The sequence below is a fragment of the Pseudonocardia sp. HH130630-07 genome, from assembly GCF_001698125.1.
GTDB lineage: Bacteria > Actinomycetota > Actinomycetes > Mycobacteriales > Pseudonocardiaceae > Pseudonocardia.
In genome coordinates this window covers 4,100,243-4,123,587 of the sequence record NZ_CP013854.1, presented here as the reverse complement: position 1 = coordinate 4,123,587, position 23,345 = coordinate 4,100,243, and the positions used below count along the sequence as shown (strand labels likewise).

The window sequence follows — 23,345 nt, the reverse complement described above, 5'->3', positions numbered from 1 at the left end:
ATGGCGCTCGCGAGGTCAGGGCCGGGTACGGGCGACGAACACCCGGTGGCCGAGGCGGTGCAGGGGGTGCCCCTCGTCCGGCAGGCCGAGCACCCGGTCCAGCCCGGCGGAGTCGAGGACCCCGTCCCACTGCTCCCGGGTCAGGAACGTCGATCCGGTGCTTGCCCGGCCGTCGGCGGCCTCGGCCAGCAGGAACGCCTGCGAGGTGAGGATCCAGAACTCCTCGACGGTGGGTTCGGTGAGCACGAGCCAGCCGCCGGCGGCCAGCAGCCGGGTCAGGCGCCGTACCGAGGCGTCGGTGTCCCTGGCCGCGTTGAGCACCCCGCCACCGATGACGACGTCGAAGGAGCCGTCGGCCCACACCGGCCCGTCGGTGCCGGGGTCGGCGTCGGGATCGGCGTCGATGTCGTACCGTCCGAACCGGACCCACGGGTGGTCGCGCCACCGGTCCGCGCCCTGTTCCAGGAAGTACGCCGACACGTCGGTGAACAGGTAGTCGACCGCGGCCCCGGACCCGGCCAGCGCGGGGAGGACCCGCTCGGTCGTGGCACCGGTGCCCGCCCCGATCTCGAGGACGCGCAGGACCCGCCCGCCGGGCCACCGGCCGGCGATCCCGCCGAGCAGCGCGCTCACCGCCCGGTGCTGGTAGCGCCCGGTCACGTTCTCCCGGTAGAGCGCGGCGGCGAGGTCGGTACGGCCCTCGGGGAACAGCAGCTGGACGGGGTCGCACGTCCCGTCGAGCAGTTCCTGGAGCCGTTCGGCGTTGCGGCGGGCGTACTCCACGGTGCCCGCCGAGCCGACCGTCCGGTGCCACGCGTCGGCCGCCGCGGTCCACGCCCGGTCGAGCGCCGCGTCGGAGAACCCGGCCGGATCGATCGTCGGCCGGTCCCCGTCCAGCAGCCCCTCCCGGTTCAGCACCGCCCGCCAGCGGCGGACCAGTGCGGGGAAGGCGGTGCGGCGACCGCCGCGGCGCTGCAGGGCGTTGAGCATCGACAGCAGCGCGGTGCGGCCGAAGTCGTCGACCGCGGCGACCGCGGCGCCGAGATCGATCCCGGCCAGCTCCTCGTCCGCCCGGCGCGCGGCGTCGGTGAGCAGGTCGGTCACGTCGCCGAGGTCGGTGTCGTCGCGCACCAGCTCGACGCCGAGGGTGTCGCGCACGTATCGGGGGATCCCGCCACCGTGGTAGCGGATCCGCTGCAACGCCGACAGGTCGGCCAGCGCGAAGGACGGCTCGTCCACCAGCGCGCACACGACCGTGGCGGGCAGCTCGACCTCGGTGACCCGCGACCGCTCCAGGTGGGTCAGCACCTTCGCCGCGGGCCAGTCCGCGACGATCCCGAGCGCGGTCCCGACGAACAGCGCCTGCCCGTGGACCGACGGCCCCTCCCGCACGGCGAACCCCGCTCCGGCCAGCGCCGCCCGCCAGCCCGCCGCGTCCAGGAACGGTGACCGCACCCGGTTCTCCGGTCCGGACAGGAGGAACTGCATCGACGTCAGGGTGGCCGGGTGGTCGCGCACGGCCTCGGTGAACACCAGCCGCCCGCCGGGCGCGAGCACCCGGCGGATGCGGCGCAGCGACCGGTCGATCTCCGCGGCGTTGTGCAGCACGTTGGCGGCCAGCACGACGTCCGCGCTGCCGTCGGCGCACCCCTGCGCCGTGAAGTCGGTGTCCAGGTCGAGCAGCCGCCCGGAGAACCGTGGGTCGTCGCCGAAACGCTCGGCCGCGGCCCGCAGGAACAGCGGCGAGACGTCGGTGAAGGTGTAGGTGTACTCCGTCGCGTCCCGTTCCCGCAGCGCGGTCAGCACCGCGGCCGTGGCCAGACCCGCGCCCCCGCCCAGTTCGAGCACGCGGGGGCCGCCCGCCAGTACCTCCCCGGCCGCCGCGGCGTTGAGCCGGTGGGTCAGGTCGTTGTCCTGGTAGGCGGCGAGCGCGGTGAGCACGTCGGTGCCGGAGAACAGCAGCTCCCCGACGTCGACCTCGTCGCGCAGCAGCTCGGGCAGCCGGGCCAGCGCCGTCCGGTGGAACCGGGCCATCGCGGGTGGGAAGCCCAGCTCCGCGTAGGCGTCCTCGAACTCCGTGGCCGGCTCGGTGTACCCCCCCGGGTCACGGCCGTCCAGCGCCGCCCGCCACCGGTCGGCCAGCCAGCGGTGCCGGGGCGCGACGCCGTCGAACGGCGCCAGCGCGGCCATGGCCCGCAGGCAGACGTCGTCGAGCACCTCCAGCGGGCCCGTCACAACGCACCGTCCTCGACCGGGGCGTCGCCGTCGAGCACCTGCACCGACGCGATCCCGAGCCCGGTCAGCCGGGCGATCGCCGGTTCCGGATCCAGCACCGCGGCCGCGGTGTGCACCCCGGGTGCCACCTCGCCGCGGTCGACGGCGAGCGCGGCGAGCGCGGTGACGGCGCCGGTCAGCTCCCCGTTGCCGCGGCCGCGCAGCAGCGCGGTCCGGCAGACGGGCCGGCCGGCCGCGGCACCGTCGAGCCGCACGGCCGAGACCACGTAGGGCTCGCGCCCGGCCAGGTCGAGCGCGCTCGCCCGGACCAGGGCCGTGACGGCGTCGGCCGGCTCGGCCGAGCGGGCCCGGTCGAAGGCCGCGCCCACGTGTTCGCCGTCGACCGCCGAGTACCAGTCGCCCCGCTCCAGCCCCGGCGCCTGCGCCAGCCGGATCTCCTCGCGTCCCAGGTGGGGCAGCAGGGACACCGCACCGGGCAGGAACGGCACCGTCACCCCGGTCCGCCGGGTGAGGGCTCCCGGGACCCGGCCCGCGCGCCACGCGGCGAGCGGTTCACCGTCGCGGGAGTGCAGGTAGTCCTCCGCGGCGGTCGCGGTGAACCGATCGAGCACCGCCAGGTGGGCCACCAGCCCGTGCACGGTGTCGAACTCGCGTCCGGCCAGCCAGCGCGGGAGCAGCCCGGTCAGCCCGGGCCGCAGCCCGGCACCGACCACGGCGGACCACGCCGCCGGAGCGGTACCCACGCCGTCGACGTCGGACGCGTCCACGTAGCCCGCGCCGGCCCGCACGGCCGCGCGGGCGACCCGGTCGCCGATCAGGTGGGCCGGACCCGCACAGTTGACGAGGACGCGGCACCCGGCGGCGAACCCGTCCAGCGACGCCGCGTCCCGGTGGTCCACGTCCGCGCTGCCGCCGAGCCGCAGCGGCCCGGCGTCCAGCTCCCGCAGTACCCGTACCGCGTGCGAGCCGACCTCACCGGTGGCCCCGACGACGCCGATCACCGGGACCCTCCGGCCGTCAGGCGCCAGCCACGGGCACGGCGCCGTTCGGTCCAGAAGTCGGTGTACCGCCCGCCCGCCGCCAGGAGCTCCTCGTGGGTGCCGGTCTCGGCGATGCGGCCGCCGTCGAGGACCACGATCCGGTCCGCGGCGACGACGGTCGACAGCTTGTGCGCGATCACCAGGAGGGTGGAGCGGTCCATCAGGCTCCGCAGCGCGTCCTGCACGTAGCGCTCGTTCTCCGGGTCCAGCGCGGCCGTCGCCTCGTCCAGCAGCACGATCGGTGCGTCCTTGAGCACGGCCCTGGCGACGGAGACCCGCTGACGCTCGCCGCCGGACAGCGACGCTCCGCCCTCGCCGACCGTGGCGGACCACCCGCCGGGCAGCCGGTCCACGATCTCGTCCACACCCGCGATCCGGGCCGCCTCGCGGACCTCCTGCTCGGTCGCCGAGGGTCTCCCGACCCGGATGTTGGCCTCCAGGGTGTCGTCGAACAGGTAGACGTCCTGCATCACGACCGAGAGCTGGGCCATGAGGTCCTCCGTGGTCTGTTCACGGACGTCCACGCCCCCCACCCGGACGGCTCCGGAGCCGACGTCGAACAGCCGCATGATCAGCCGGACGATCGTGCTCTTGCCCGAGCCGGACGGGCCGACGACGGCCGTCATGGTCCGCGGGGGGATCCGCAGCGAGACGTCGTCCAGCACCGGGGAGCCCGTCTCGTAGCCGAAGCCGACACCGGCCAGCTCGATCTCGCCCGGCCGGGTCACCGGCTGCGTGACCTCCGGTACGGCGAGCGGCTTCTCGTCGAAGATCGCGGCGAGCCGGCTCAGGTCGTTGGCCGCCATCCGGATCATGCTGCTGCTCCCGGCGATCTCGGCCAGCGGCCCGACGAAGCGGGCGGTCAGGCCGATCAGCGCGATCATCGCCGCGGGGGCGATCGCGTCGCCGAGCACCAGCACCAGCCCGACGGCGATGACCACGGCGAACGCGAGCTGCACGGCGAGCCCGCCGGCCAGCAGGCGGGGCGCGGCCGCACGGAGCAGGGCGTTGCCCGCGACCCGCTGCCGCTCGATGGCCTCCTCCAGCGGCCGGTAGCCCTCGGTGGTGCGCCCGAACGCGCGCAGGACCTGCTGGTTGCGGGCGAACTCGATGACACGGTCACCCGCCTCGGTGGCCGCGGCGTCGGTCAGGTGCTCGCCCCGCCCGACGGAGGCGACCGCCGACCGGTGGACCAGCCACAACACCGGGGCGCAGAGCAGGGTGGTGAGACCGATCCGCCAGTCCAGGAACAGCATGGCGACGGCGACGGTGGCCGGCGCGAGGATCCCGCTGACCAGCGGGGTGAGCATGTGGGCGAAGACGTTGGTGACCATCAGCGTGCCGTTGGTGGCGCTGCGCGAGAGCCGTCCGGTCCGCTCGCCGGAGAACCAGCCCAGCGGCAGCGACGCGACGTGGTCGCCGAGCCGGCGGTGCAGCGTCGTCAGGGTCACGATGGCGAGGGCGAAGCCCTGCATCGCCTGCTGGTAGCGGGCCACGCAGGTGGCGACCACGAGCACGGCGACCACGAGCAGCCGGCGCCACGCGGTGCCGGGGTCACCGGCCAGCAGGGCCGTCAGCACCGGGTAGAGCGCCACCATGGCCAGGCCCTGCAGCACCGAGTAGGCCACCAGCCAGGCCAGGTAGGTCCGGACGGCCCGGTCGTGGGCCGGCCCGAGGATCGTCATCAGGTCACGGATCATCGGATGCCCCCTTCGGCATCGGTGTAGGCGTCCCACATGCGGGCGTACCGGCCGCCCGCGGCCAGCAGCTCCTCCTGCGTGCCGCGTTCGGCGACGCGGCCGCCGTCGAGCACGACGATCTGGTCGACGCCGGCGATCGTGGCGAGCCGGTGCGCGATCACCAGGACGGTGCGGTCGCGGGCGAGGACGGACAGTGCGTCCTGGATCTGTGCCTCGGACTCCGGGTCGGCGTACGCGGTGGCCTCGTCGAGCACCAGGACCGGGGTGTCGGCCAGCAGCGCCCTGGCGATGGAGACGCGCTGCGCCTCCCCGCCGGAGAAGATCGCGTCCTCACCGAGGACCGAGTCGTAGCCGCGGGGCAGAGCCAGGATCCGGTCGTGGATCCGGGCCGCGGTGGCCGCGGCGACGATCTCGTCCCCGGTGGCCTGCGGGCGGCCGAGGCGGAGGTTCTCGGCCACGGTCCCGTGCAGCAGCCGGACGTCCTGGAGCACGAACCCGACCGTGCGGTAGAGCACGTCGGGGGCGATCCGCCGGACGTCCACCCCGCCGACCCGGACCGCGCCGGAACCGACGTCGTAGAACCGGGGGACGAGCTTCGCCAGCGTCGACTTGCCCGCCCCCGAGCTGCCCACCAGCGCGGTGACCGTGCCGGGCCGGCAGCGCAGGCTCACCCCGGAGAGCACGGTGTCCGTGCCGTCGTAGGCGAACGAGACGTCGTCGAACTCGACCTCGTGGCCGGCGGGCTGCTGCGGCTCGTCCGGGACGGGCAGCGGCGTGGTCCCGAGCAGCGCCACGATGCGCCCGGCCGCCGCCGTCGCCTTGCGCTGCGCGGTCATCCCCTGGTTCAGGACCAGCAGCGTCGACGGGACGACCATCGCCACCAGCACCTCGGCGAGCACCTCGACCGGTGTCACCCAGCCCGCGGTGACGAACCAGATCCCGCCCGCCAGGCTGGTGACCGCGACGACCGGCGCGGCGAGCGCCATCGACGTCCAGGCCTCCAGTCTCAGCATCGGCCGCACCCAGCCGGCGTACTTCTCGCCGAACTCGCCGACCGCGCTGTCGTAGGTCCGGTGCGCCCGGTTGACCTGGCCGAACACCTTCACGACCGTGATGCCGTGGACGAACTCCACGATTGCGGCGGACACCCGGGCGAACCCGGCGTCCAGCTCGGCCATCTTCTGCACGAAACCGCGCATCATCGAGCCGTAGGCGACCAGGTAGACCGGCAGCGTCACGATCGCCAGCAGCGCCAGCCGCCAGTCCAGCCACACCAGGTAGGCGATGCCGCCCAGGGGCAGCACGATCGCGCCGGTCATCTCCACGTCGTGGTGGGCGATGAGATGGTGCAGGTCGTCGATGTCGTCCTGGGCCGCCTTGCGCACCAGCCCGGAGTTGGTCTCGGAGTACCACCCGAGGGGCACCCGGCCGAGCCGGTGCACGATCCGCCGGCGCAGCAGGGCCTGCAGCTTCGAGTCGGCGACGTGGGTCACCGAGATCCCGGCACCGTTGCAGGCCCAGCCGAGGACCAGCGCGACACCGACGACGACCGCGATACCGACGACCACGTCGTCGTCGACCGGCTGCGGGCCCAGCAGCACCCGCCCGAGCTCGGCGATGCCGACGAACGGGACGAGGGTGCTCAGCGCCCCGACGGCGGTCAGCGCCACGCCGAGCCGGGTCAGCCACGCGACCGGGCGGCGCAGGTCCTTCAACGCGGCGTCGGCCGTGCGGGGTGCCGGCCCGGCGGACCGCTCCCCGACGGTGCGGACGTCGCCCTCGACCGTGGCGGTCATGCGGTCACCCCCGCGCGGACCGCCGCTGCGATGTGCCCGGCCACCACCTCCAGGTGTGGTGGCTCGATCACGCTGAAGTGGTTGCCCGGCACGTCGATCACGGTGAACTCACCGAGACACGTCCGCTCCCAGAACGGCGCCGCCAGGTGCCCGACGCCCGCGGTGATGCCGAAGGACTGCTGCTCGGTCGCCCGCAGGAACGTGATGTCCCCGGCGTACGGCTCGGGGTCGAACCGCGCCGCCCGCATGCTGTGCCGGGTCACCCGGAACAGGCCCGGCACGAGTTCCGGCCCCACCGGGACACCCGCCCGGTCCGCAGCCGCGGCCGCGTAACCGGCGAGCCGCTCGTCCTGCGTACGACCGTGTGCCCGCCGTACGGCCGCCGCGACGGACTCGAGGCCGGGGTCGCCGCTCAGCGCGCCCATCGCGCCCGCCGGGACCACCCGGTCGTTCTCGGTCATCAGCAGGTCGATCGCCCGGTACACGTCCGCGCCGTCGACGTCGGGCCCGAAGACCGCCTCGACCGGGTCGAGATCGAGGTTGGGGACGAAGATGGCCTCGAAGGCCAGCTCCTCGTCGGTCTCGATGAACATCGGGATGCTGTCGACGAGCGTCAGGTCCAGCACCTCGCCGCCCCGCTCCCACAGCCGCCGTGCCACCTCGGTGGCGAGCAGGCCGCCGAGGCAGTAGCCGATCAGCTGGAAGCGGGTGTGTCCCTCGGCCAGCAACCGGTCGGTGTAGTCGTCGGCCACCCGGGCGATCAGGTCCTTCGGGTCGATCTCGCAGTAGGCGTCGGCGTCGGCGACCGCCAGCCCGACGACCGGGCCGAGATCCTGCGCCACCAGCGCGTTCGCCAGCGAGTGGAAGTAGTCCATGGTGCCCAGCGCCGCGTGGAACAGCACCCGGACCGGCCCGTCGCCACCGCCGCCGAACGGGACGAGCAGCGAGTTCCCGGTGCCGGACCGGCCGGCGACCGGGGTGGCCGGTGCGGGCGCCGCCGAGCTGCGCAACGCCCGGGCGAGTGCCTCCACCGTGGGCTCGTTCAGCATCTGGCGCAGCAGGGTGTCGTAGGCGAGTCCGGCGGCCTCGGGCACCTCCTCGCGGAGCCGGCCGGTGACCCGGGCGAGGATGAGGGAGTCCGCACCGCGGTCGAAGAAGCTCTCCGTGCGGCCGATCGCCGGGATGTTCAGCGCCGCGGCCCAGCGGGCGCAGAGGCGGGCCTCCAGCTCGTCCGGTGGCGTGGTGTCGGGATCGGGGGCCGCGCCGAGGGTGGCCGGCCGCCATCCGGCGAGGGTCCTGCGGTCCACCTTGCCGTTCGCGGTGAGGGGCAGCCGGTCCACGACCTGCAGGTGCGCGGGCACCATGTGCGCGGGCAGCCGGCGGGCCAGGAACGCGGCCAGGTCCGTGGGCAGCACCGGCGCCCGGTCGGACTTCGGCCGGGCGGCGAACAACGCGATCCCCTGCCCGGCCTGGGGATGGCCGGGCTCGGGCAGGCACAGCTCCGTTCCCCCGACGAGGCCGAGCCACTGCTCCCGGGACCGCAGCGACGGCCCGTCCATCATGAACCCCTGGGTCAGCATGATGTGCGGGTGTTCCTCGGTCGGTTCGGTGAACACCAGCCAGCCGCCCGGCGCCACCAGGTCGAGCACCGCCTCGGGACGCCGGGTGCTGCTGAGCACGCCGGCGCAGAGCACGACGTCGAACGAGTTGGGTGCGAGTCCCTGGGCCCGGTGGTCCTCGTCCACGTCGAACAGGGCGAACCGCACCCGGTCCCCGTCGGCGAACCGCTCCCGCGCCTCGGCGAGGAAGAACGGCGAGATGTCGGTGAACAGGTAGTCGACGTCGTGCCCGGCCAGCAGCGGCAGGACGGCCTCGGTGGTCGCCCCGGTGCCCGCGCCGATCTCCAGCACCCGCAGCGGGCCCCGGTCGTGTGCCGCGGCGATCCGGTTGAGCAGTGCGGCGGCCGCGTGGTTGAGGTAGCGGAAGATCGCCGTGTCGCGGTAGATCGCCTGCGCCCGGTCCGTCCGGCCCTGCGGGAACAGCAGCTCGAACGGGTTCTGCGTGCCGTCGAGCAGCTCGTGGACCCGCTCGACGTGCGTCCGGTAGAACTCCAGGGCCTCCGGCGTGATCAGGTCGTCCCCGGCCAGGCGTGCCCACGCCCGGTCCGCGGTGATCTCCGGCAGCCGGTCGGGGAGCAGCGCCCGCCAGCGGTTCACCAGCCACTGGTGCCGCTCGGCGACGGCGCCCCGCCCGGCCAGCGCGTCACGCATCGAGATCAGCGCCGCCTCGTGGAGCAGCCGGACGTGCTCGGCGACGCGGCCGGCCTCGACGCCCCGGACCTGGCGGTCGGCGAAGCGGCTCACCGCGGCGAGATCCGGGCCGGGTGGCGGTTGGGCGCCGTAGGCGGGTTCGACGAAGGCGAGCAGCGCGCGGGCGCCGTGCCGGTCCCCCTCCACGACGGCGGCCGCGGCGCCCACCGCGTCGTGCGCGAGCAGCGCGGACTCGACCTCCCCCAGCTCGATCCGGTGACCACGGATCTTGACCTGGTCGTCCTCCCGGCCGAGGAACTCGATCTCACCGCCGGGCAGGTACCGGCCGAGGTCCCCGGTGCGGTAGAGCCGCTCGCCGTCGGGGTGGGTGACGAACCGGGCCGCGGTCAGCGCGGCGTCGCCGAAGTACCCGGCGGCCAGACCGGCACCGGCGATGTGCAGCTCGCCGGGGACCCACACCGGGCGGTCGCGCCGGGCCCCGTCCAGCACGCGGAACCCCTGGTTCGCCAGCGGCAGGCCGTAGGGCACCGACGCCCACGCCGGGTCGACCTTCTCGATCGGGTGGTGGATGGACCAGATGGCGGCCTCGGTGGCCCCGCCGAGGCCGATCATCCGCAGGCCCGGTGCGAACGCGCGGACCTGGGCCGGCAGCGTCACCGGGATCCAGTCACCGGACAGCAGCGCGAGCCGCAGCGTGGGCAGCGGGCGCGGGTCGGACTCGAGGTAGTGCGCCAGCATCTGCAGCTGCGCGGGCACCGAGTTCCAGAGGGTCACCCCGTACTCCGCCACCAGTGCGGCCCAGTGCGACGGGTCCGCCGGCCGGGCCGGGTCCGGCAGCACCACCGAGCCGCCGGCGGACAGCAGGCCGACGATGTCGTAGACGGACAGGTCGAATCCCAGCTGCGCCAGTCCGAGGACCCGGTCGCGGGCCGTCACGCCGAACCGCCGGTTGACGTCCTGCACGGTGTTGAGCGCGGCCCGGTGGCTGACCATGACGCCCTTGGGGTCGCCGGTCGAGCCGGACGTGTAGATGACGTAGGCCAGGCCGTCCGGGTCGCCGTGCGGGACGTCCGGGATCGCGTCCACCGGCGGGACGTCCCCGACCGTGGTCAGCACGTGCCGCACGCCGGCGAGCAGCTTCTCCCTGCGCAGCGGTGGCTGGGTGGTGTCGACGGGCAGGTAGGCACCACCGGCCAGCAGCACGCCGAGGACCGCGACGATCTGGTCCGGGCCCTTGTCCACGACGATCGCGACGCGCTCGCCCGGCTCGCAGCCCGCCGCCCGCAGCGACGCGGCGACACCACCCGCGCGACAGGCCAGCTCGCGGTAGGTCAGCGTGCCGGCCGGGCCGGTCACCGCGACGTCGTCCGGGGTCCGGTGTGCCTGGGCGATCACGCCGGCGTGCAGCAGCGACGCGGGCAGCGGTGCGGCGGTGTCGTTGGCCCGGCGGCGCTGTTCGACCTGCCAGTCGGGCAGCGCGACCGGGCCGGCACCGGTCCAGGTGCCGGCGTCGTCCGCCAGCGCGACGAGCAGGCCCTCGAACGCCGCCGCCATGTCCTCGACCAGGCCGTCGGGATAGCTCCCCTGCCGGACGTCCCAGTTGACCTGGAGACCGTCGGCGTCGTCGGTGACCTGGCAGTCCAGCAGGACCTGCGGTGTCTGGGTGAGGCCGTGGCCGGTGCGCCCGCCGACACCGACGGCGCTGGTGAACACCACCGGCATCCGCGCGGCCTCCCGGCCACGGCGGCGGGCGATCTCCCGGCCGACCTCGACACCGGAGTAGAGCCGGTGGTCCAGGTCGGCGAACAGCTGCTCGCCGACGCCGCGCGCGTGCTCGTGGAACGGGATCTCCGTCCCGTCCTCGACGGCCAGCAGGGTGACCGAGGTGAAGTCGCCGACCACCCGGTCGACCTGCGGGTGCAGCGGCCGGCGGTCGAGCAGGGTGAGGTTCAGGGCGAACCGCGGCAGGCGTGCCCAGCGCTGCAGGACCGTGGCGAACGCGGTGAGCACGGCGGTGGACGGCGTCACACCGTGCCGTCCGGCGTGCGCGCGCAGGGACTCCCAGCGCGGCGCGGACAGGCGCATGCCGTGCCTGCGGAACCGCACCGGGCCGGTGGTCTCGCCGGCCCGGGCCGGCAGGTCCGGCGCAGCGGGCAGCTCGTCGACCCTGGACAGCCAGTAGTCACGGTCGCGCAGGTAGCGGGCGGTACCGCGCTGGGCCCGCTCGGCGAGCAGGTAGTCGCGGAACGTGAGCTCCAACGGGGGCAGCTCCGCGTCCGGGTCGGCGAGGAGGACGTCCAGCTCGTCCAGCAGGACGCCCGCGCTCGCCCAGTCGGCGATCAACGAGTCCATCGAGACGTGCAGGACGCCGGGGGTCACCCGCAGCTCGAACAACGGCCACACGTCGGTGGCGTACATCCGGTGCCCGAGCTCGGAGCGGACCGCGTCCCGCGAGGCCTCCCACCGGACCGGGCACCGGGGCACCTCGGGGAGCACGTGCTGGTAGCCGTCGGCCTCGACGACGGCACGCAGCATGTCGTGCCGCGCGATCAGCCGGTTCCACGCGTCCTCGACCCGGACCGGGTCCAGCTCCGGGTACTCGATCTCCAGGTAGCCGTGGCAGGCCACGCCGCCGTAGCCGAACGACTCCTGCCGGCCGAGCAGGTAGGCGGTCTGGACCTCGGTCAGCGGGAAGGGCTCGGTGCGCGCGGCAGGATCGGCCGTGACCCTCGGCCCGGTGTCGCCCGCGAGCAGGCCGACGATCTCGTCCCGGTGCGCGCGCAGCAGGTCACGGTGCTCGTCGGTGAGTACACCGCGGGGTGCCCGGAAGCGGATCCGGCCGGCTTCCTCCCAGAGTTCCACCCCCAGTGAGCGCAGCTCGTCGATGATCTCCGGTGCCTTCATGCCTGCACAGCTCCTTCGGGGTACGTGGGGACGAGCAATCGGGTCAGGTGCACGTCCGGGTCGGCGCCGGGTGGCAACAGGTCGGCCGTCGGCCCGGTCACCCGGACCCGGCCGCCGGCGAGCACCAGCAGGCGGTCCGACGCGGCCGTCGCCAGCCACGGGTCGTGCGTGATCAGCAGGACGGCGACGCCCGTCGCGGCGCGCAGCCCGGTCAGCAGGTCCAGCACCTCGGCCCGGGTCGCGCTGTCGAGCGCCGAGGTCACCTCGTCGCAGATCAGCACGTCCGGCCGGGCGGCGAGGGCCCTCGCCAGCGCCACCCGCTGTCGCTGTCCACCGGACAGCTCGCCCGGCCGGCGGTCCGCCGTCGACGGCGGGAGCCCGACCGCGCCGAGCAGCCGGGTCACCTCGGTGTCCCCTGCGGCGCGCGACCGGACGCCGCGCAGCCGGCGCAGCGGGCGGACCAGCGCGGTCCGGACGTCCTGGTACGGGTGCAGCGCCTCGGCCGGGTTCTGCGCGACGAGGCCGATCGCGGCCCGGTCGGCGCCGCTGCGCCGGCGGACGTCCGGCGCGAGCGCGGTGCCGTGCAGCAGGACCGTCCCGGCGCTGGGCCGGTGCAACCCGGCCAGGCACCGCGCGAGCGTGCTCTTCCCGGCGCCGGAGGCACCCAGCACGGCGAGGCACTCGCCGCGGTGGAGGTCGAGCGTGACGTCGCTGAGCACCTCGGCCCCGCGGTGCCCCGCACCGAGCGCGCGCCCACTCAGGACGACCGCGTCGCCGGGCCGCACCCGGGTGTCCGCGGGCCGCCCGGTCGCGATCAGCGTCCGTGCCGCCGGTGACTCCGGCGCGGCGAGCACGTCGTGCACCGGCCGGTCCTCGACCACCCGTCCGTCGTCGAGCACCGCCACCCGGTCGACGAGCGACCGCACGGTGCCGAGGTCGTGGCTGACCCACAGCAGCGCGACACCGGCCTCGCGCAGCCGCCGGATCTCGTGCAGCACCTCGGCCTTGGCGACCAGGTCGAGCGCGGTCGTCGGTTCGTCCAGCACCAGGAGGCGGGGGTCGCGGGCCAGCGCCGCCGCCAGACCGACACGCTGCTGCTGGCCGCCGGAGAGCTGGTGCGGGTAGCGACGGGCGAGGTCCGGCGGGAGCCCGACCCGTTCCAGCAGCTCCCCCGCCACGACCTCGCGCCCGCCGCCCGCGGCGGTCCGCAGCGTGGACGACACCCGCGCGTACGGGTTGAGTGCCGCTCCCGGGTCCTGGCCCAGGTAGCCGAGCACGCAGCCCCGGACCCCCGGTGCCGGCGCGGGCAGCATGTCCCGGCCCTGCACCCGGATCCGGCCGCCGTCGTGCCGGACGCCCGCGCGGAGGTGCCCGAGCACGGCGAGCGCGAGTGTCGTCTTGCCCGAACCCGACGCGCCGACGAGCCCGACCGCCTCACCGGCGTCCAGCGCCAGGTCGACGCCGTCCAGGAGCGCCCGGTCCCCGGCCCGCAGCCGCAGGCCGTCCAGTTCGACCAGCCGGTTCATCCGACACGCCCCCTCGACCGCCGGAGCGGGCCGTCGGATCCGAGGTTCGCGGCCACGGCGAGCAGCGCGATGCCGAGCACCGGGGTGAGCAGGGCCCACGGCTGCAACGCGGCGCCCGGCAGCGCCTCCACGATCAGCAGTCCCCAGTCCGACGCCGACGTGCCCAGACCGAGGAACCCGGCCGCCGCGACCAGGTACACGGCCGTCACGAAGCGGATCCCGACGTCGGCCAGCACGGTGCCCGCGACGAGCGGGAGCACCTCGCGCCCGAGCAGCCAGCCCCAGCTCTCGCCACGGGCGACGGCGACCTCGACGTGGGCCCGTCCCACGACCTGCTCCGCGGCGGCCCGGGTGATCCGGGCCGAGAGCGGGACGCCGGACAGCACGACCGCGAGCACCAGGCCGCCACGGCCGGGCAGCGCCGTGAGCACGAGCAGCAGGACCAGGATCGGCGGGAGCGCCGCCAGCATGTCCAGCGGCCGCACCACGACGGTCTCGACCCACCGCCTCCCCGGCGCGGCCAGCGCGGTCGTCACACCGGCCAGCACGCCGAGGCCGGAGCCGGCGAGTGCCGCCAGCACGCTGGTCAGCAGCATCGGCCGGCCGCCGTGCAGCACCCGGGACGCGACGTCACGACCGAGGTGGTCGGTGCCGAGCAGGCCACCCGCGCCCGGCGGCGTGTACGGCGGCCCGACGGGCGCGGTGGCGGTGTGCGGGGCGAGCTCGGGGCCCGCGAGGATCACCAGCAACAGCACCGGGAACAGCACCGCGAACGCGACCCGGGCGGCGCGCCTCACCGGGCACCCGCCGTGCGCAGCCGTGGGGTCAGTGCCACCACGGCGAGATCGGCGAGCACCAGCACGGCCAGCATCGCCCCGCCCAGCAGCAGCACGATCGCCTGGACCACCGGGAGGTCACCGGACTGCACGGACGTGACCAGCAGTTCCCCGATCCCCGGGTAGCTGAACACCTTCTCCACCAGGACCGCGCCCCCGGCGAAGGAGACACCGGTGACCAGCCAGACCTGCACCGCGACCGGCAGCACGGCGGGGACGACCGCGCGCCGCAGGACGACCGCGGGCGACACCCCGGACAACCGCAGGAACTCCACGTGCGGGCCGGCCAGCGTGGCCGCGGCCGACGCCCGGATCACCCGCACCGCGTAGGCCAGGCCCACGAGCAGCAGGCTGGTCACGGGCAGCACCAGCACCTCGGGGCGGGACAACGGGCTCTCCCCGGCCGCCAGCAGGGAGACGGCGGGCAGCACCCGCAGCGTCCCGGCGAACACCACCACCAGCGCCCCGGCCACGACGAACTCCGGCACCGACACCAGCAGCAGTGCACCGGCGGACACGACCCGGTCCGCCGTCCGGCCGCCGTGCCACGCCGCCCACAGCCCGAGCCCGAGCGAGAGCGGGACCAGCAGCAGCAACGCCGCGACGGCCAGCACGGCGGAGTTGGCCGGGCGGTCGGACAGCATGTCCGCCACCGGCCGGCCGGAGGCGGAGGTGCCGAGGTCACCGTGGGCCAGCCCGGCGAGCCACTCGCCGTACCGGGCGAGCACCGGCCGGTCCAGGCCGAGGTCGTGCCGCAGCTCGGCGATCCGGTCCGGTGCCGTCCCGGGCCCGACCCTGCTGGTCACCGGGTCGCCGGGCAGCAGGTCCACTCCCACGAAGACGACCAGGGACAGCGTCGCCAGCAGGGCCGCACCGGTCAGCAGCCTGCGGGGCAGGGATCGGGTCACGCCAGGCCCGCCCGACCGAGGTACGGGTACTCGGCCTGGTCGCGGACCTCGACCCCGGCGACCGTCGCCCGCGCCAGGGACAGCACGTCCGCCTGGCCCCACACGACGGTGTTGCCGCGGTCGGCCATCACGTCCTGGACCCGTGCCCAGGCGGTTGCGCGCCCGTCCTCGTCGGTGCTGCCGACCGCCGTCGCGAACGCCGCGTCGAACTGCTCGTCGGCCAGGGCCAGGGGCGGGTAGGCGCTCAGCCGGCCGTACATCACGGCGAGCGGGATCGGGCCGCTGGAGAACGCGACGCCGTGTGCCGCCGCCACCGGCTCGAAGAACTCGGCCGGTCCGACGACCTCCGCGCGGACGTCCAGGCCGATCCCGGCGAGCTGCTCGACGAGGAGCTGGGTGGAGGCGTTGTAGCCGGTCTCCCACTCCGACGTGCGGATCACGATCTCCGCGGCCCCGGCACCGGACTCCTCGACCAGCCGCCGGGCCTCGTCGACGTCCCGGGCGACCGGCGGGCGGGAGTCGGCGTGGGCGGCCCCGGCACACAGCAGGTCGTTGCCGGGCACGCCGTAGCCGAGCAGCACCGCGTCCACCAGGGCCTGCCGGTCGACGGCGAGCCGGACCGCGCGGCGGGCGCGCGGGTCGTCGAACGGGGCCCGGGTGGTGTTGAGCACCCAGCCGAACGCCGTCCGGTTGCGCTCCCCCGCCGTCCGCACCTCCAGGCCGGCGGCGGGTGCCCCGATCCGCGCCGTGGCGAACGGGATGTCGGCCGCGAGATCGGCCTGGTCCCCCAGCACGGCGTTCACCCGTGCCTGCGGGTCGGACAGGCTCAGCAGGTGCAGTTCATCGGCGGGCGGCGCACCGCCCCAGTGGTCGTCGAAGCGGGTCAGCCGCGTCTCCCGGCCCGCCTCGAACGCGGTGAGCCGGAACGCGCCGGTGCCGATCGCGGTACCGCCGTCGAACGACGCGCCGTCCTGCACCATCTTGGCCGGGAAGGCGGCCAGGAACAGGGCCGGGTCACCGATCGGCCAGCGGGCCGGGACCACCAGCGTGAGCTCGTCCCGCAGCTGCACGGCCTCCAGGTCGAAGTACGTCCCGAGCTCGCTCGGGTACGCCCGGTCCGCGGAACCCATGTAGCGGAAGCTGTAGGCCACGTCCCGCGCGGTGAACGGTGCTCCGTCGTGCCACCGCACCCCGGCGCGCAGGGTCAGCACGAACGAGGTCGCCCCCGGCCCGACCGTCACCCCCGTCGCGAGCGCCGGCACGACCTCGCCGGCCCGCAGGGTGAACAGCGAGTCGAACACGACGTCGCTGCGGACGAGGTCGACCGGCGAACCGCTGCCGAACGGGTCCAGGCTCTCCGCCGCGCCGGCCCCGGTGAAGGCCGCCCGCAGCACGCCACCCCGGCCGGCGGGCCCGGGGCCGTTGCCCGGCACCGGCGCCGGCGCGGGTGCCGGCGCGCCGCAACCGGCCAGGAACGCACCGGCCCCGGCCAGGCCGAGCGCCGTTCCCGCCGTGCGGAACAGGTCGCGACGAGTGATCGACATGGGAGGTCCTCTGTCTGTGCGGGGTGTCTGTGCGGGTGTCTGTCTGTGCGGGAGGGGGAGCCGGGATCAGGCGGCGAGCACGACGGCGCCGTGCAGCAGCCCCCGGTCGAGCTCGCGGGTCAGCCCGGCGAGCTCGATCGCGCGCACCCCGGTGCTCGCGGCGCTGTGGACGACGATGTCGTCGCCGGCGGCCACGAGGTCGTCGAACGCCGCCCGGTCGGCGGGAGCGACGTCGAGGTGCACCCTGCTCAGCGCCGTGGCGCCGTTGGGGTGTGTGATCGTGGCGGGATGCTGCGGCGGGTCGTACGGGGTGACCAGGAACGGGACGCGGTCGTGCCGGGGGTAGGCGAAGGAGAACCGGGTCGTGGCCCCGCCGGCCGTCGTCCGGGTCCAGTCGACCCGCCGGCCCACGCCGGGGCGATCGAGGTCCTCGGCGAGCAGCGCGACGTCGCAGAACCCCTCACCGGAGCGTGCCCACCGGATCATCCGTGCCCCGGAGCCCCGGCCGAACGCCAGGTCGAGCGGCCGGCGCAGGAACCGCCCGCCCGGCGGCGTGGTCAGGATCTCGATGATCGGCCCGGACTCGAACCAGACGTGTGCGTGCCGGGCCCTGCGCTCCGCGGTCGCGTAGTGGACGACGAACCCCAGGTCCCGGAAGTCGCGGACCGCCCGGTGCAGGTCTTCGACCTTCACCAGCACGTGACTGCACCTCATGCGACGTCCTCCACGGTGAGCAGCTCGGCGAGCGGGATCGGTTCCGGTTCTCCCGGCCGCACCAGCTCGGGCAGCCCGAGCCGGGCGGTGAGGTCGCTCCACGTCCTGGACACGCCGAGCGCCCACTGGCCCGCCCGCATCCGCCCGGCCGGGTCCGCCACGGCCCGGCGCAGCTCGCGCAACGCGGTGGCCACGGCGTCGGGCCACAGGTCGGCGAACACCTCGTGGTAGGTGCCGGGGGGTTCCTCGCCGAGCACGACCGTGCTGGGTACGGCGAGGCGTTCGGTACCCGGTCCGGACATCACCAGCCGCCCGGTGGCGTCACGCGGTGCGTGCAGGCGCGGGTTCCACAGGACCGGGCCGTGCGTGTCGGCGAGGGTGAGGACCCCGCCCTCGCAGCCGACCGCGATCCGGTGCAGCAGGAAGGAGTGGTTGTCCGCGTCGTCGGGGTGCACCTGGTTCTGCACCCGCAGCGTCACCGGCACACCACCGAGGAGCGCGTGCAGGGTCCGGAACGGCTGGCCCGGTGCGCCGTGCGCCTCGCCGAACTCCCAGGGCCGCAGCCCGCCCGCGGCACGGCCCAGCACGTCGAGCAACGGGTAGGCCACCTGGCTGTTGCAGGCGGCGTCGATGAACTCGATCCGCTGCCGGTTCCGCAGGACCTCGGCCGCGGCCAGGAACCGGCGCACCGGCCGCAGGCCCGGGTAGAGCGTGTGCACCGCATAGGCCGTGCCGGACGCGCGCGCCGCGCGCAGGCACACCGCGATCTCGTCGGCGTGCACCGGGTGTTCCTGCAGCACCGGGATCCCCCGGGCGAGGAACGACAGGGCCAGCTCGGTGCCCGGTCCGCCGAGTGCCCCGGACCGGACGACCACGCAGGCGGCGTCGACGTCACCGGGCACCTCGTCGACGGAGGTGAACACGGGCACGCCGTACCGCGCGGCGACGGCCCGGGACCCGTCGCCCCCGCGGGACAGGATCCCGGCGAGGGTGAACTCCGGGTCACCCGCGACGGCGTCGAGGTAGATCCGTCCGAAGGCCGTGCCCGCGACCACGACCCGGGTCACGACGCCGCCGCCGGGACACGCGGCGCGGCCGATCCGTTGGCCACGGTGGACCCCGCGGCTCCGGCGGCTCCGGCGGACACGGTGGACCCGGCGGGCACCAGGAAGCGGGAGACACTGCGCAGCTTCTCGACCGTCTCCTCGAGCTCCCGCTCCGGCGTCGACTGCGCGACGACGCCGGCCCCGGCCCGCAGCCAAGTCCGGCCGTCCCGGCGGAAGACGGTGCGCAGCACCAGGGCCGCGTCCATCGTCCCGTCCGGGCCGACGCTCAGCACGGCCCCGCTGTAGAGCCCCCGCGGCTCGCCCTCCGCGTCGCGGATCCTCCGGCAGGCCTCGGACTTCGGGATGCCCGACGCGGTGACCGCGGGGAACAGCGTGGCGAACGCGTCCCACGGGGTGTGCTCCGCGTCGAGCCTGCCCGTGACGTCCGAGGCGAGATGCTGCACGCTCCCGCGCTCCTTGACCGACATGAAGTCGTCGATGCGCACCGTGTCCGGGGCGCAGACCCCGGCGAGCTCGTCCGCGGCCAGCCGGACCGAGATCGCGTGCTCGAACACCTCCTTAGCGTCGCGGTACAGCTCGCCGCGCCGGGCGCCGTCGACGGACGGGTCGTTCTCGAACGCCCGGGTCCCGGCGAGCGGCTGTGTCCGCACCGCCCCCCCGGCGTCCACCCCGACGACGATCTCCGGGCTGAACCCGGCGGCCTCCCAGCCACCGAGCCGGAACAGGAACGACCGCGCGGGGTCGTTGCCCCGCCGCCCGGCCAGGTAGGTCGCGGGGAGATCGATGTCCCCCGGCACCTCCACGACACGCGAGAGGATCACCTTGTCCAGCAGGCCGGCGCGGATGTCGGCGACCGCCGACCCGACCGCCGCCAGGTAGCCCGGGGCGTCCGCACGCAGGTCGACCTCGATCCGGCCGGCGGCCGGGGCGTCGTGCTCGGCGGCGTAGCCGGCGGCGTCGAGCAGCCGCCGGTGCAGCAGGTCCAGATCCGGCTCGGTGGCGGCGCGCAGTACGGCGTCCCGTCCGTCCAGCAGGATCTCCCGGCTCGGGACGGCGAGGTAGGCCAGCGGGCCGTGCCGCGCGGGCGGCTCCTGGCCGTGCAGCAGGTGGCTCAGCTCGAAGCCCGCCCACCCGTGGAGCCGGCGGACCGGTGCGGTGACCGCCCCCATCGCCGCGGTCACCGAGCCGAGCGGGCGGCCGTCCGCCGGGAACAGGCGCTGCCGGCCCCCCTCGGTGAGCAGGCTGCCCGCGGCGTCCACGCTGATCGTCGCGTGCTCCCCCTCCGCCCAGGTCACGGCACCGTGGTTCTCGTACACGACGTGCGGCTCGGTGGACGCGGACGCCAGTGCGGCGGCGACGGCCACGGGATCGTGCTCGAACGGGAGCCTGCGTTCGACGGTCACGGTCAACCTCTCTTCGGAACGGACGGGCTGGCGAACAGGTCGAAGACGGCAGCGGCGTGATCGAGCAGGTAGAAGTGCCCGCCCGGGAAGGTGCGCAGCGCGAAGCCACCGCTGGTGTGGGCGGCCCAGAGCGCGGCCTGGCCGGCGTCGACCTCGGTGTCCTCGGTCCCGATCACCGCGGTGACCGGGCAGTCCAGCTCGACGCCCGGGACGTGCCGGTAGGTCTCGGCGAGGCGGAAGTCCGCACGGATCGCCGGGAGGAACACCTCGCGCGCTCCCGGGATGTCCAGCAGCTCGCCGGTCGTGCCGCCGAGCCGGACGAGCTCCTCCACCACGGCGTCGTCGGGCATCAGGTGGACGCCCCCGCCCGGTGGGTCCGACGGCGCACGGCGACCCGACACCACGACGCCGTCGAGGGGCCTGCCGAGCCGGTGCCCCAGCACCCGGGCCACCTCGTACGCGACGACGGCACCGAGGCTGTGTCCGAACAGGATGGTCGGACGGTCGTCCAGGGTGGACAGCGCCGCGGCGATCCGGGACGCGAGCTGCGCCATCCCCTCGGCGAAGGGCTCGCTCAGGCGGTCCTCGCGACCCGGGTACTGGACCGCGACCACCTCGACGCCGGCTGGGGCGGCCGAGCCCCACGAGTTGTAGAAGCTCGCCGACCCGCCGGCATGGGCCAGGCACACCACCCGGGTGCCGGCCGACGGTTTCGGCGTGCGGCAGCGCAGCCACGAGCTCGCGTGCACGGGAATCCCCCTCGGTGCTTGGTCACGTCCGGTGATCGGGCGACCACTCGGTTGTACATGCAATGACAATCAATATCGATAGAAAGCGACAGTCCACCCCGGAACGTCCGCCCCGGACTCGGACACGGTCGAGTGGCCGGACCCCCACCGGCGGCCGCTCGATCCGTCGCCCCAGCGGCCCCGGCAGACACTACGGGATTAGCGTAGCCTTACCTAAGTTGCGCTCGCCTCACCCGAACGGCGCAGTGTTCGTCACCAGCTGTCACGGCGTGGTGGCCGTGGTGCGACATCGCGGGCCGTGCGGCCGGATATCGGATCGCCGTGCGGGCGGGCCGTCCGCCACCCTGTGGGAGTGACGGGTCCCGGAGCGCCGAGGGAGATCGGAGCACACGCGGAGGCCTCCGCGGAGGTTCCGCTCGCCGGGGGCAACATGACTGTCGGTGTGGTCCGGGCCGGGGACACCGTCCGCCGGCCCGCCGGTCCGCACACGCCGGCGGTGCACGCCCTGCTGGACCATCTCCGCGGGGCAGGGCTGCAGGGGGTTCCCCGGGTGTTCGGCACGGACCGGCGCGGGCGCGAGATCCTCTCGTTCGCCCCGGGGGCGGTGGTGCACCCGGACCACAACGGGCTCGTGGCCCCGGACCGGGCCCTGTCCGACGTGGCCGGCTGGATCCGGGATTTCCACTCCGCCTCTGCGGAGTTCGTGTCCCCGCCCGACGCCCGCTGGCAGAACCTGTTCGGCGACGTGGGCCAGGGGGTGATCGCGCACAACGATCTCGGCCGGTGGAACCTGGTGCGCGACGACGGTGGCGGATGGACGTTCATCGACTGGGACGCCGCCGCGCCCGCGGACCCGCTGTGGGATCTCGCGTACGCGGCACACGGTCTCGTCCCGCTCTCGCCCACCGCGCCCCGGGGACTGGAACACGTGGACCGTGACCGGCGGCTGCGCCTCCTCGCCTCGGTCTACGGTCTCGACGAGGCGGCGCGGCGCCGGCTCCCCGGGCTCGTCACGGCACGGGCCGACGCCCAGCGCCGGCTCGTCGTCGACGGTGCGGCCGCGGGTCGGGAACAGTGGCGGGCCCAGCTCCGCGACGGGCACCACCACGTCTGGGCCCGGGCGGCCGCGTTCGCCCGGGCGGGCGAAGCGCGCTGGCGACGGGTGCTCCTCGCGGGTGACTGAGCGGCGGGGGCATCGCCCTGCGGCACCCCCGTGCGGGTCCGGACGCCGTCACGCCCTGCGGAGCCGGGCCGTCGCGGCGAGACCCGCCAGCAGTACCGGGACCAGCAGCAGGAGGGCGTCGGCGTAGTCCGCGCCGGGGCCGTCGTGCAGCGGGTTCCACGACCCCGGCGTACCCGCCCGGCCGGCGAGCACGACCGTCCCCGTCGTGGCACCGACGGCACCGGCCAGGAAGTACGCGGTCTGGTAGAGCCCCATCCCGGCCCCGGCGACGGCCGGGTCCAGTGCGAGCCCCGCGGCGTTCTGTGCGGCCACGGTGACGATCGCGAACCCCGCCCCGGCGACCGCCATCCCGGCCGCGACGACGGCCGGGTGCCCGCCCGCGCCCGAGGACAGGAGTACCGCCGCGCCGAGCAGCGCACCCGTCCCGGTCGCCGCCACGACCCGGTTCCCCCGCCGGTCGGCGATCCGGCCGGCCGGCGTCGACACCAGCACGGTCAGCACCGCACCGGGCAGCAGGACCCAGCCGATGGCGCCGGTCCCGAGCCCGTTGAGCGCGGCGACCTGCAGCGGGACCAGCACCTCGGCCGCGAGGTAGGTGCCGAGGGCCACCGCGGCGACGACGCAGGCCGCGAGGTAGCCGGGCCGGCGCAGCAGGGCGACCGGGACGAACGGGTGCCGGGCCGTCGCCGAGCGGAGCACCAGCCCGGCCGCCGCGAGCACCGCGACCGGTACCAGCACCCCCGTGCCGGGCCCGCCGCGCAGACCGGTCGCGGCGAGCGCCGCAGCCACCGCGGTCCCCAGCAGCGCCGCGCCGAGCAGGTCGACCCCGCCCGCCGGCTCCGTCGAGCGACGCTGCGGCAGCACCCGCACCACCGCCACCAGCAACGGCACCGCGAGGACGCCGGCGAGGACGAACATCGCCCGCCACCCGGCGAGCTCGGCGAGCACGCCCCCGACCGCGGGCCCGCCGGCCTGGGCGGCGCCGTTGCCGGTCGCGATCACGCCGAACGCCGCGCCCCGCCGGTGCCGCGGCACGGTGCTGACGACGACCAGCCCGGCCAGCGCGGGCACCGCACCGGCACCGAGCCCCTGCACCACCCGGGCGGCGAGCAGCACCTCGATCGCCGGGGCGAGCGCCGCCGTCACCGAGCCGATCGCGAACAGGCCGACGCCGGTCGCGAACAGCCACCGGACCCCGGACCGGGCGCCGAGCACCCCGTACACCGGCGCGGTCACCGCGAGTGCGAGCAGCGGCCCGGTCGCCGTCCAGCTCAGCGCGACCGGGCCCACGCCGAGGTCCCGGCCGACCTCGGGGAGCACGACGGTCATCACGGTGTTCGTCCCGGCCGTCAGCACCGTGGCGGCGACCAGGACGGCGAGCACGGCCCGCGGTCCCGGTGGCGCGGGCCCGATGCCGGGGTCGGCCGGTCCGCCGCCGCTCACGCGTCGGTGCTGTGGCGGCGGACCATG

General features: G+C 75.3%; 15 protein-coding genes. 1 reads left to right on the top strand and 14 read right to left on the bottom strand.

The genetic code is table 11. The features are described from left to right. Positions 1 to 15: 15 nt before the first annotated feature. The 13 genes from AFB00_RS19530 to AFB00_RS19470 all read right to left on the bottom strand — a co-directional run bounded on the left by AFB00_RS19530 (position 16) and on the right by AFB00_RS19470 (position 20,692). On the bottom strand, positions 16 to 2,235 hold the full coding sequence (locus AFB00_RS19530; protein ID WP_068798429.1) for a methyltransferase: 2,220 nt from the start codon (positions 2,233 to 2,235) through the stop codon (positions 16 to 18). Next, the gene (locus tag AFB00_RS19525; RefSeq protein WP_068798428.1) at positions 2,232 to 3,236 is read right to left on the bottom strand and encodes a hypothetical protein; all 1,005 of its coding nucleotides are present in this window, start codon (positions 3,234 to 3,236) and stop codon (positions 2,232 to 2,234) included. Before AFB00_RS19525 ends, AFB00_RS19530 begins: the two co-directional genes overlap by 4 nt. Next, positions 3,233 to 4,975, bottom strand: a complete 1,743-nt coding sequence (locus AFB00_RS19520) for an ABC transporter ATP-binding protein (protein WP_068798427.1) — start codon at positions 4,973 to 4,975, stop codon at positions 3,233 to 3,235. Before AFB00_RS19520 ends, AFB00_RS19525 begins: the two co-directional genes overlap by 4 nt. Further along, the gene (locus tag AFB00_RS19515) at positions 4,972 to 6,771 is read right to left on the bottom strand and encodes an ABC transporter ATP-binding protein (RefSeq protein WP_083275669.1); all 1,800 of its coding nucleotides are present in this window, start codon (positions 6,769 to 6,771) and stop codon (positions 4,972 to 4,974) included. The genes AFB00_RS19520 and AFB00_RS19515 overlap by 4 nt, the downstream gene beginning before the upstream one ends. Then, positions 6,768 to 11,945, bottom strand: coding sequence for a non-ribosomal peptide synthetase (locus AFB00_RS19510; RefSeq protein WP_068798426.1), 5,178 nt, complete (start codon positions 11,943 to 11,945; stop codon positions 6,768 to 6,770). The genes AFB00_RS19515 and AFB00_RS19510 overlap by 4 nt, the downstream gene beginning before the upstream one ends. Continuing rightward, positions 11,942 to 13,471 (bottom strand): ABC transporter ATP-binding protein, encoded by a 1,530-nt coding sequence (locus tag AFB00_RS19505; protein WP_068798425.1) that lies wholly within the window; start codon positions 13,469 to 13,471, stop codon positions 11,942 to 11,944. Before AFB00_RS19505 ends, AFB00_RS19510 begins: the two co-directional genes overlap by 4 nt. Beyond that, entirely contained in the window at positions 13,468 to 14,268 is an 801-nt protein-coding gene (locus AFB00_RS19500; RefSeq protein ID WP_068798424.1) for an ABC transporter permease, read from the bottom strand. The genes AFB00_RS19505 and AFB00_RS19500 overlap by 4 nt, the downstream gene beginning before the upstream one ends. Then, positions 14,265 to 15,215: an ABC transporter permease gene (locus AFB00_RS19495; RefSeq protein WP_068798423.1), complete on the bottom strand. Its 951-nt coding sequence runs from the start codon at positions 15,213 to 15,215 to the stop codon at positions 14,265 to 14,267. The genes AFB00_RS19500 and AFB00_RS19495 overlap by 4 nt, the downstream gene beginning before the upstream one ends. Next, complete coding sequence (locus tag AFB00_RS19490) at positions 15,212 to 16,759, bottom strand: ABC transporter substrate-binding protein (RefSeq protein WP_068798422.1); 1,548 nt, start codon at positions 16,757 to 16,759, stop codon at positions 15,212 to 15,214. The genes AFB00_RS19495 and AFB00_RS19490 overlap by 4 nt, the downstream gene beginning before the upstream one ends. Before the next feature lie 66 nt (positions 16,760 to 16,825). Beyond that, positions 16,826 to 17,473, bottom strand: a complete 648-nt coding sequence (locus AFB00_RS19485) for a VOC family protein (protein ID WP_068798421.1) — start codon at positions 17,471 to 17,473, stop codon at positions 16,826 to 16,828. Next, positions 17,470 to 18,540 carry a Gfo/Idh/MocA family oxidoreductase gene (locus AFB00_RS19480; RefSeq protein WP_068798420.1) on the bottom strand — a complete coding sequence of 357 codons (1,071 nt, stop codon included), beginning with the start codon at positions 18,538 to 18,540 and terminating at the stop codon, positions 17,470 to 17,472. The genes AFB00_RS19485 and AFB00_RS19480 overlap by 4 nt, the downstream gene beginning before the upstream one ends. Next, on the bottom strand, positions 18,537 to 19,943 hold the full coding sequence (locus AFB00_RS19475) for a salicylate synthase (protein ID WP_068798419.1): 1,407 nt from the start codon (positions 19,941 to 19,943) through the stop codon (positions 18,537 to 18,539). Before AFB00_RS19475 ends, AFB00_RS19480 begins: the two co-directional genes overlap by 4 nt. Before the next feature lie 2 nt (positions 19,944 to 19,945). Next, positions 19,946 to 20,692, bottom strand: coding sequence for a thioesterase II family protein (locus AFB00_RS19470; RefSeq protein ID WP_231973992.1), 747 nt, complete (start codon positions 20,690 to 20,692; stop codon positions 19,946 to 19,948). A 430-nt stretch (positions 20,693 to 21,122) separates the two neighbouring features. Between AFB00_RS19470 and AFB00_RS19465 the strand changes: the two genes are divergently transcribed. Next, a complete protein-coding gene (locus AFB00_RS19465; protein ID WP_083275668.1) occupies positions 21,123 to 21,875 on the top strand; it encodes a phosphotransferase in 753 nt (250 codons plus the stop codon). A gap of 48 nt (positions 21,876 to 21,923) precedes the next feature. Here the strand turns inward: AFB00_RS19465 and AFB00_RS19460 are convergent, their stop codons facing one another. Then, positions 21,924 to 23,318 carry an MFS transporter gene (locus AFB00_RS19460; protein ID WP_068798418.1) on the bottom strand — a complete coding sequence of 465 codons (1,395 nt, stop codon included), beginning with the start codon at positions 23,316 to 23,318 and terminating at the stop codon, positions 21,924 to 21,926. Positions 23,319 to 23,345 lie beyond the last annotated feature (27 nt).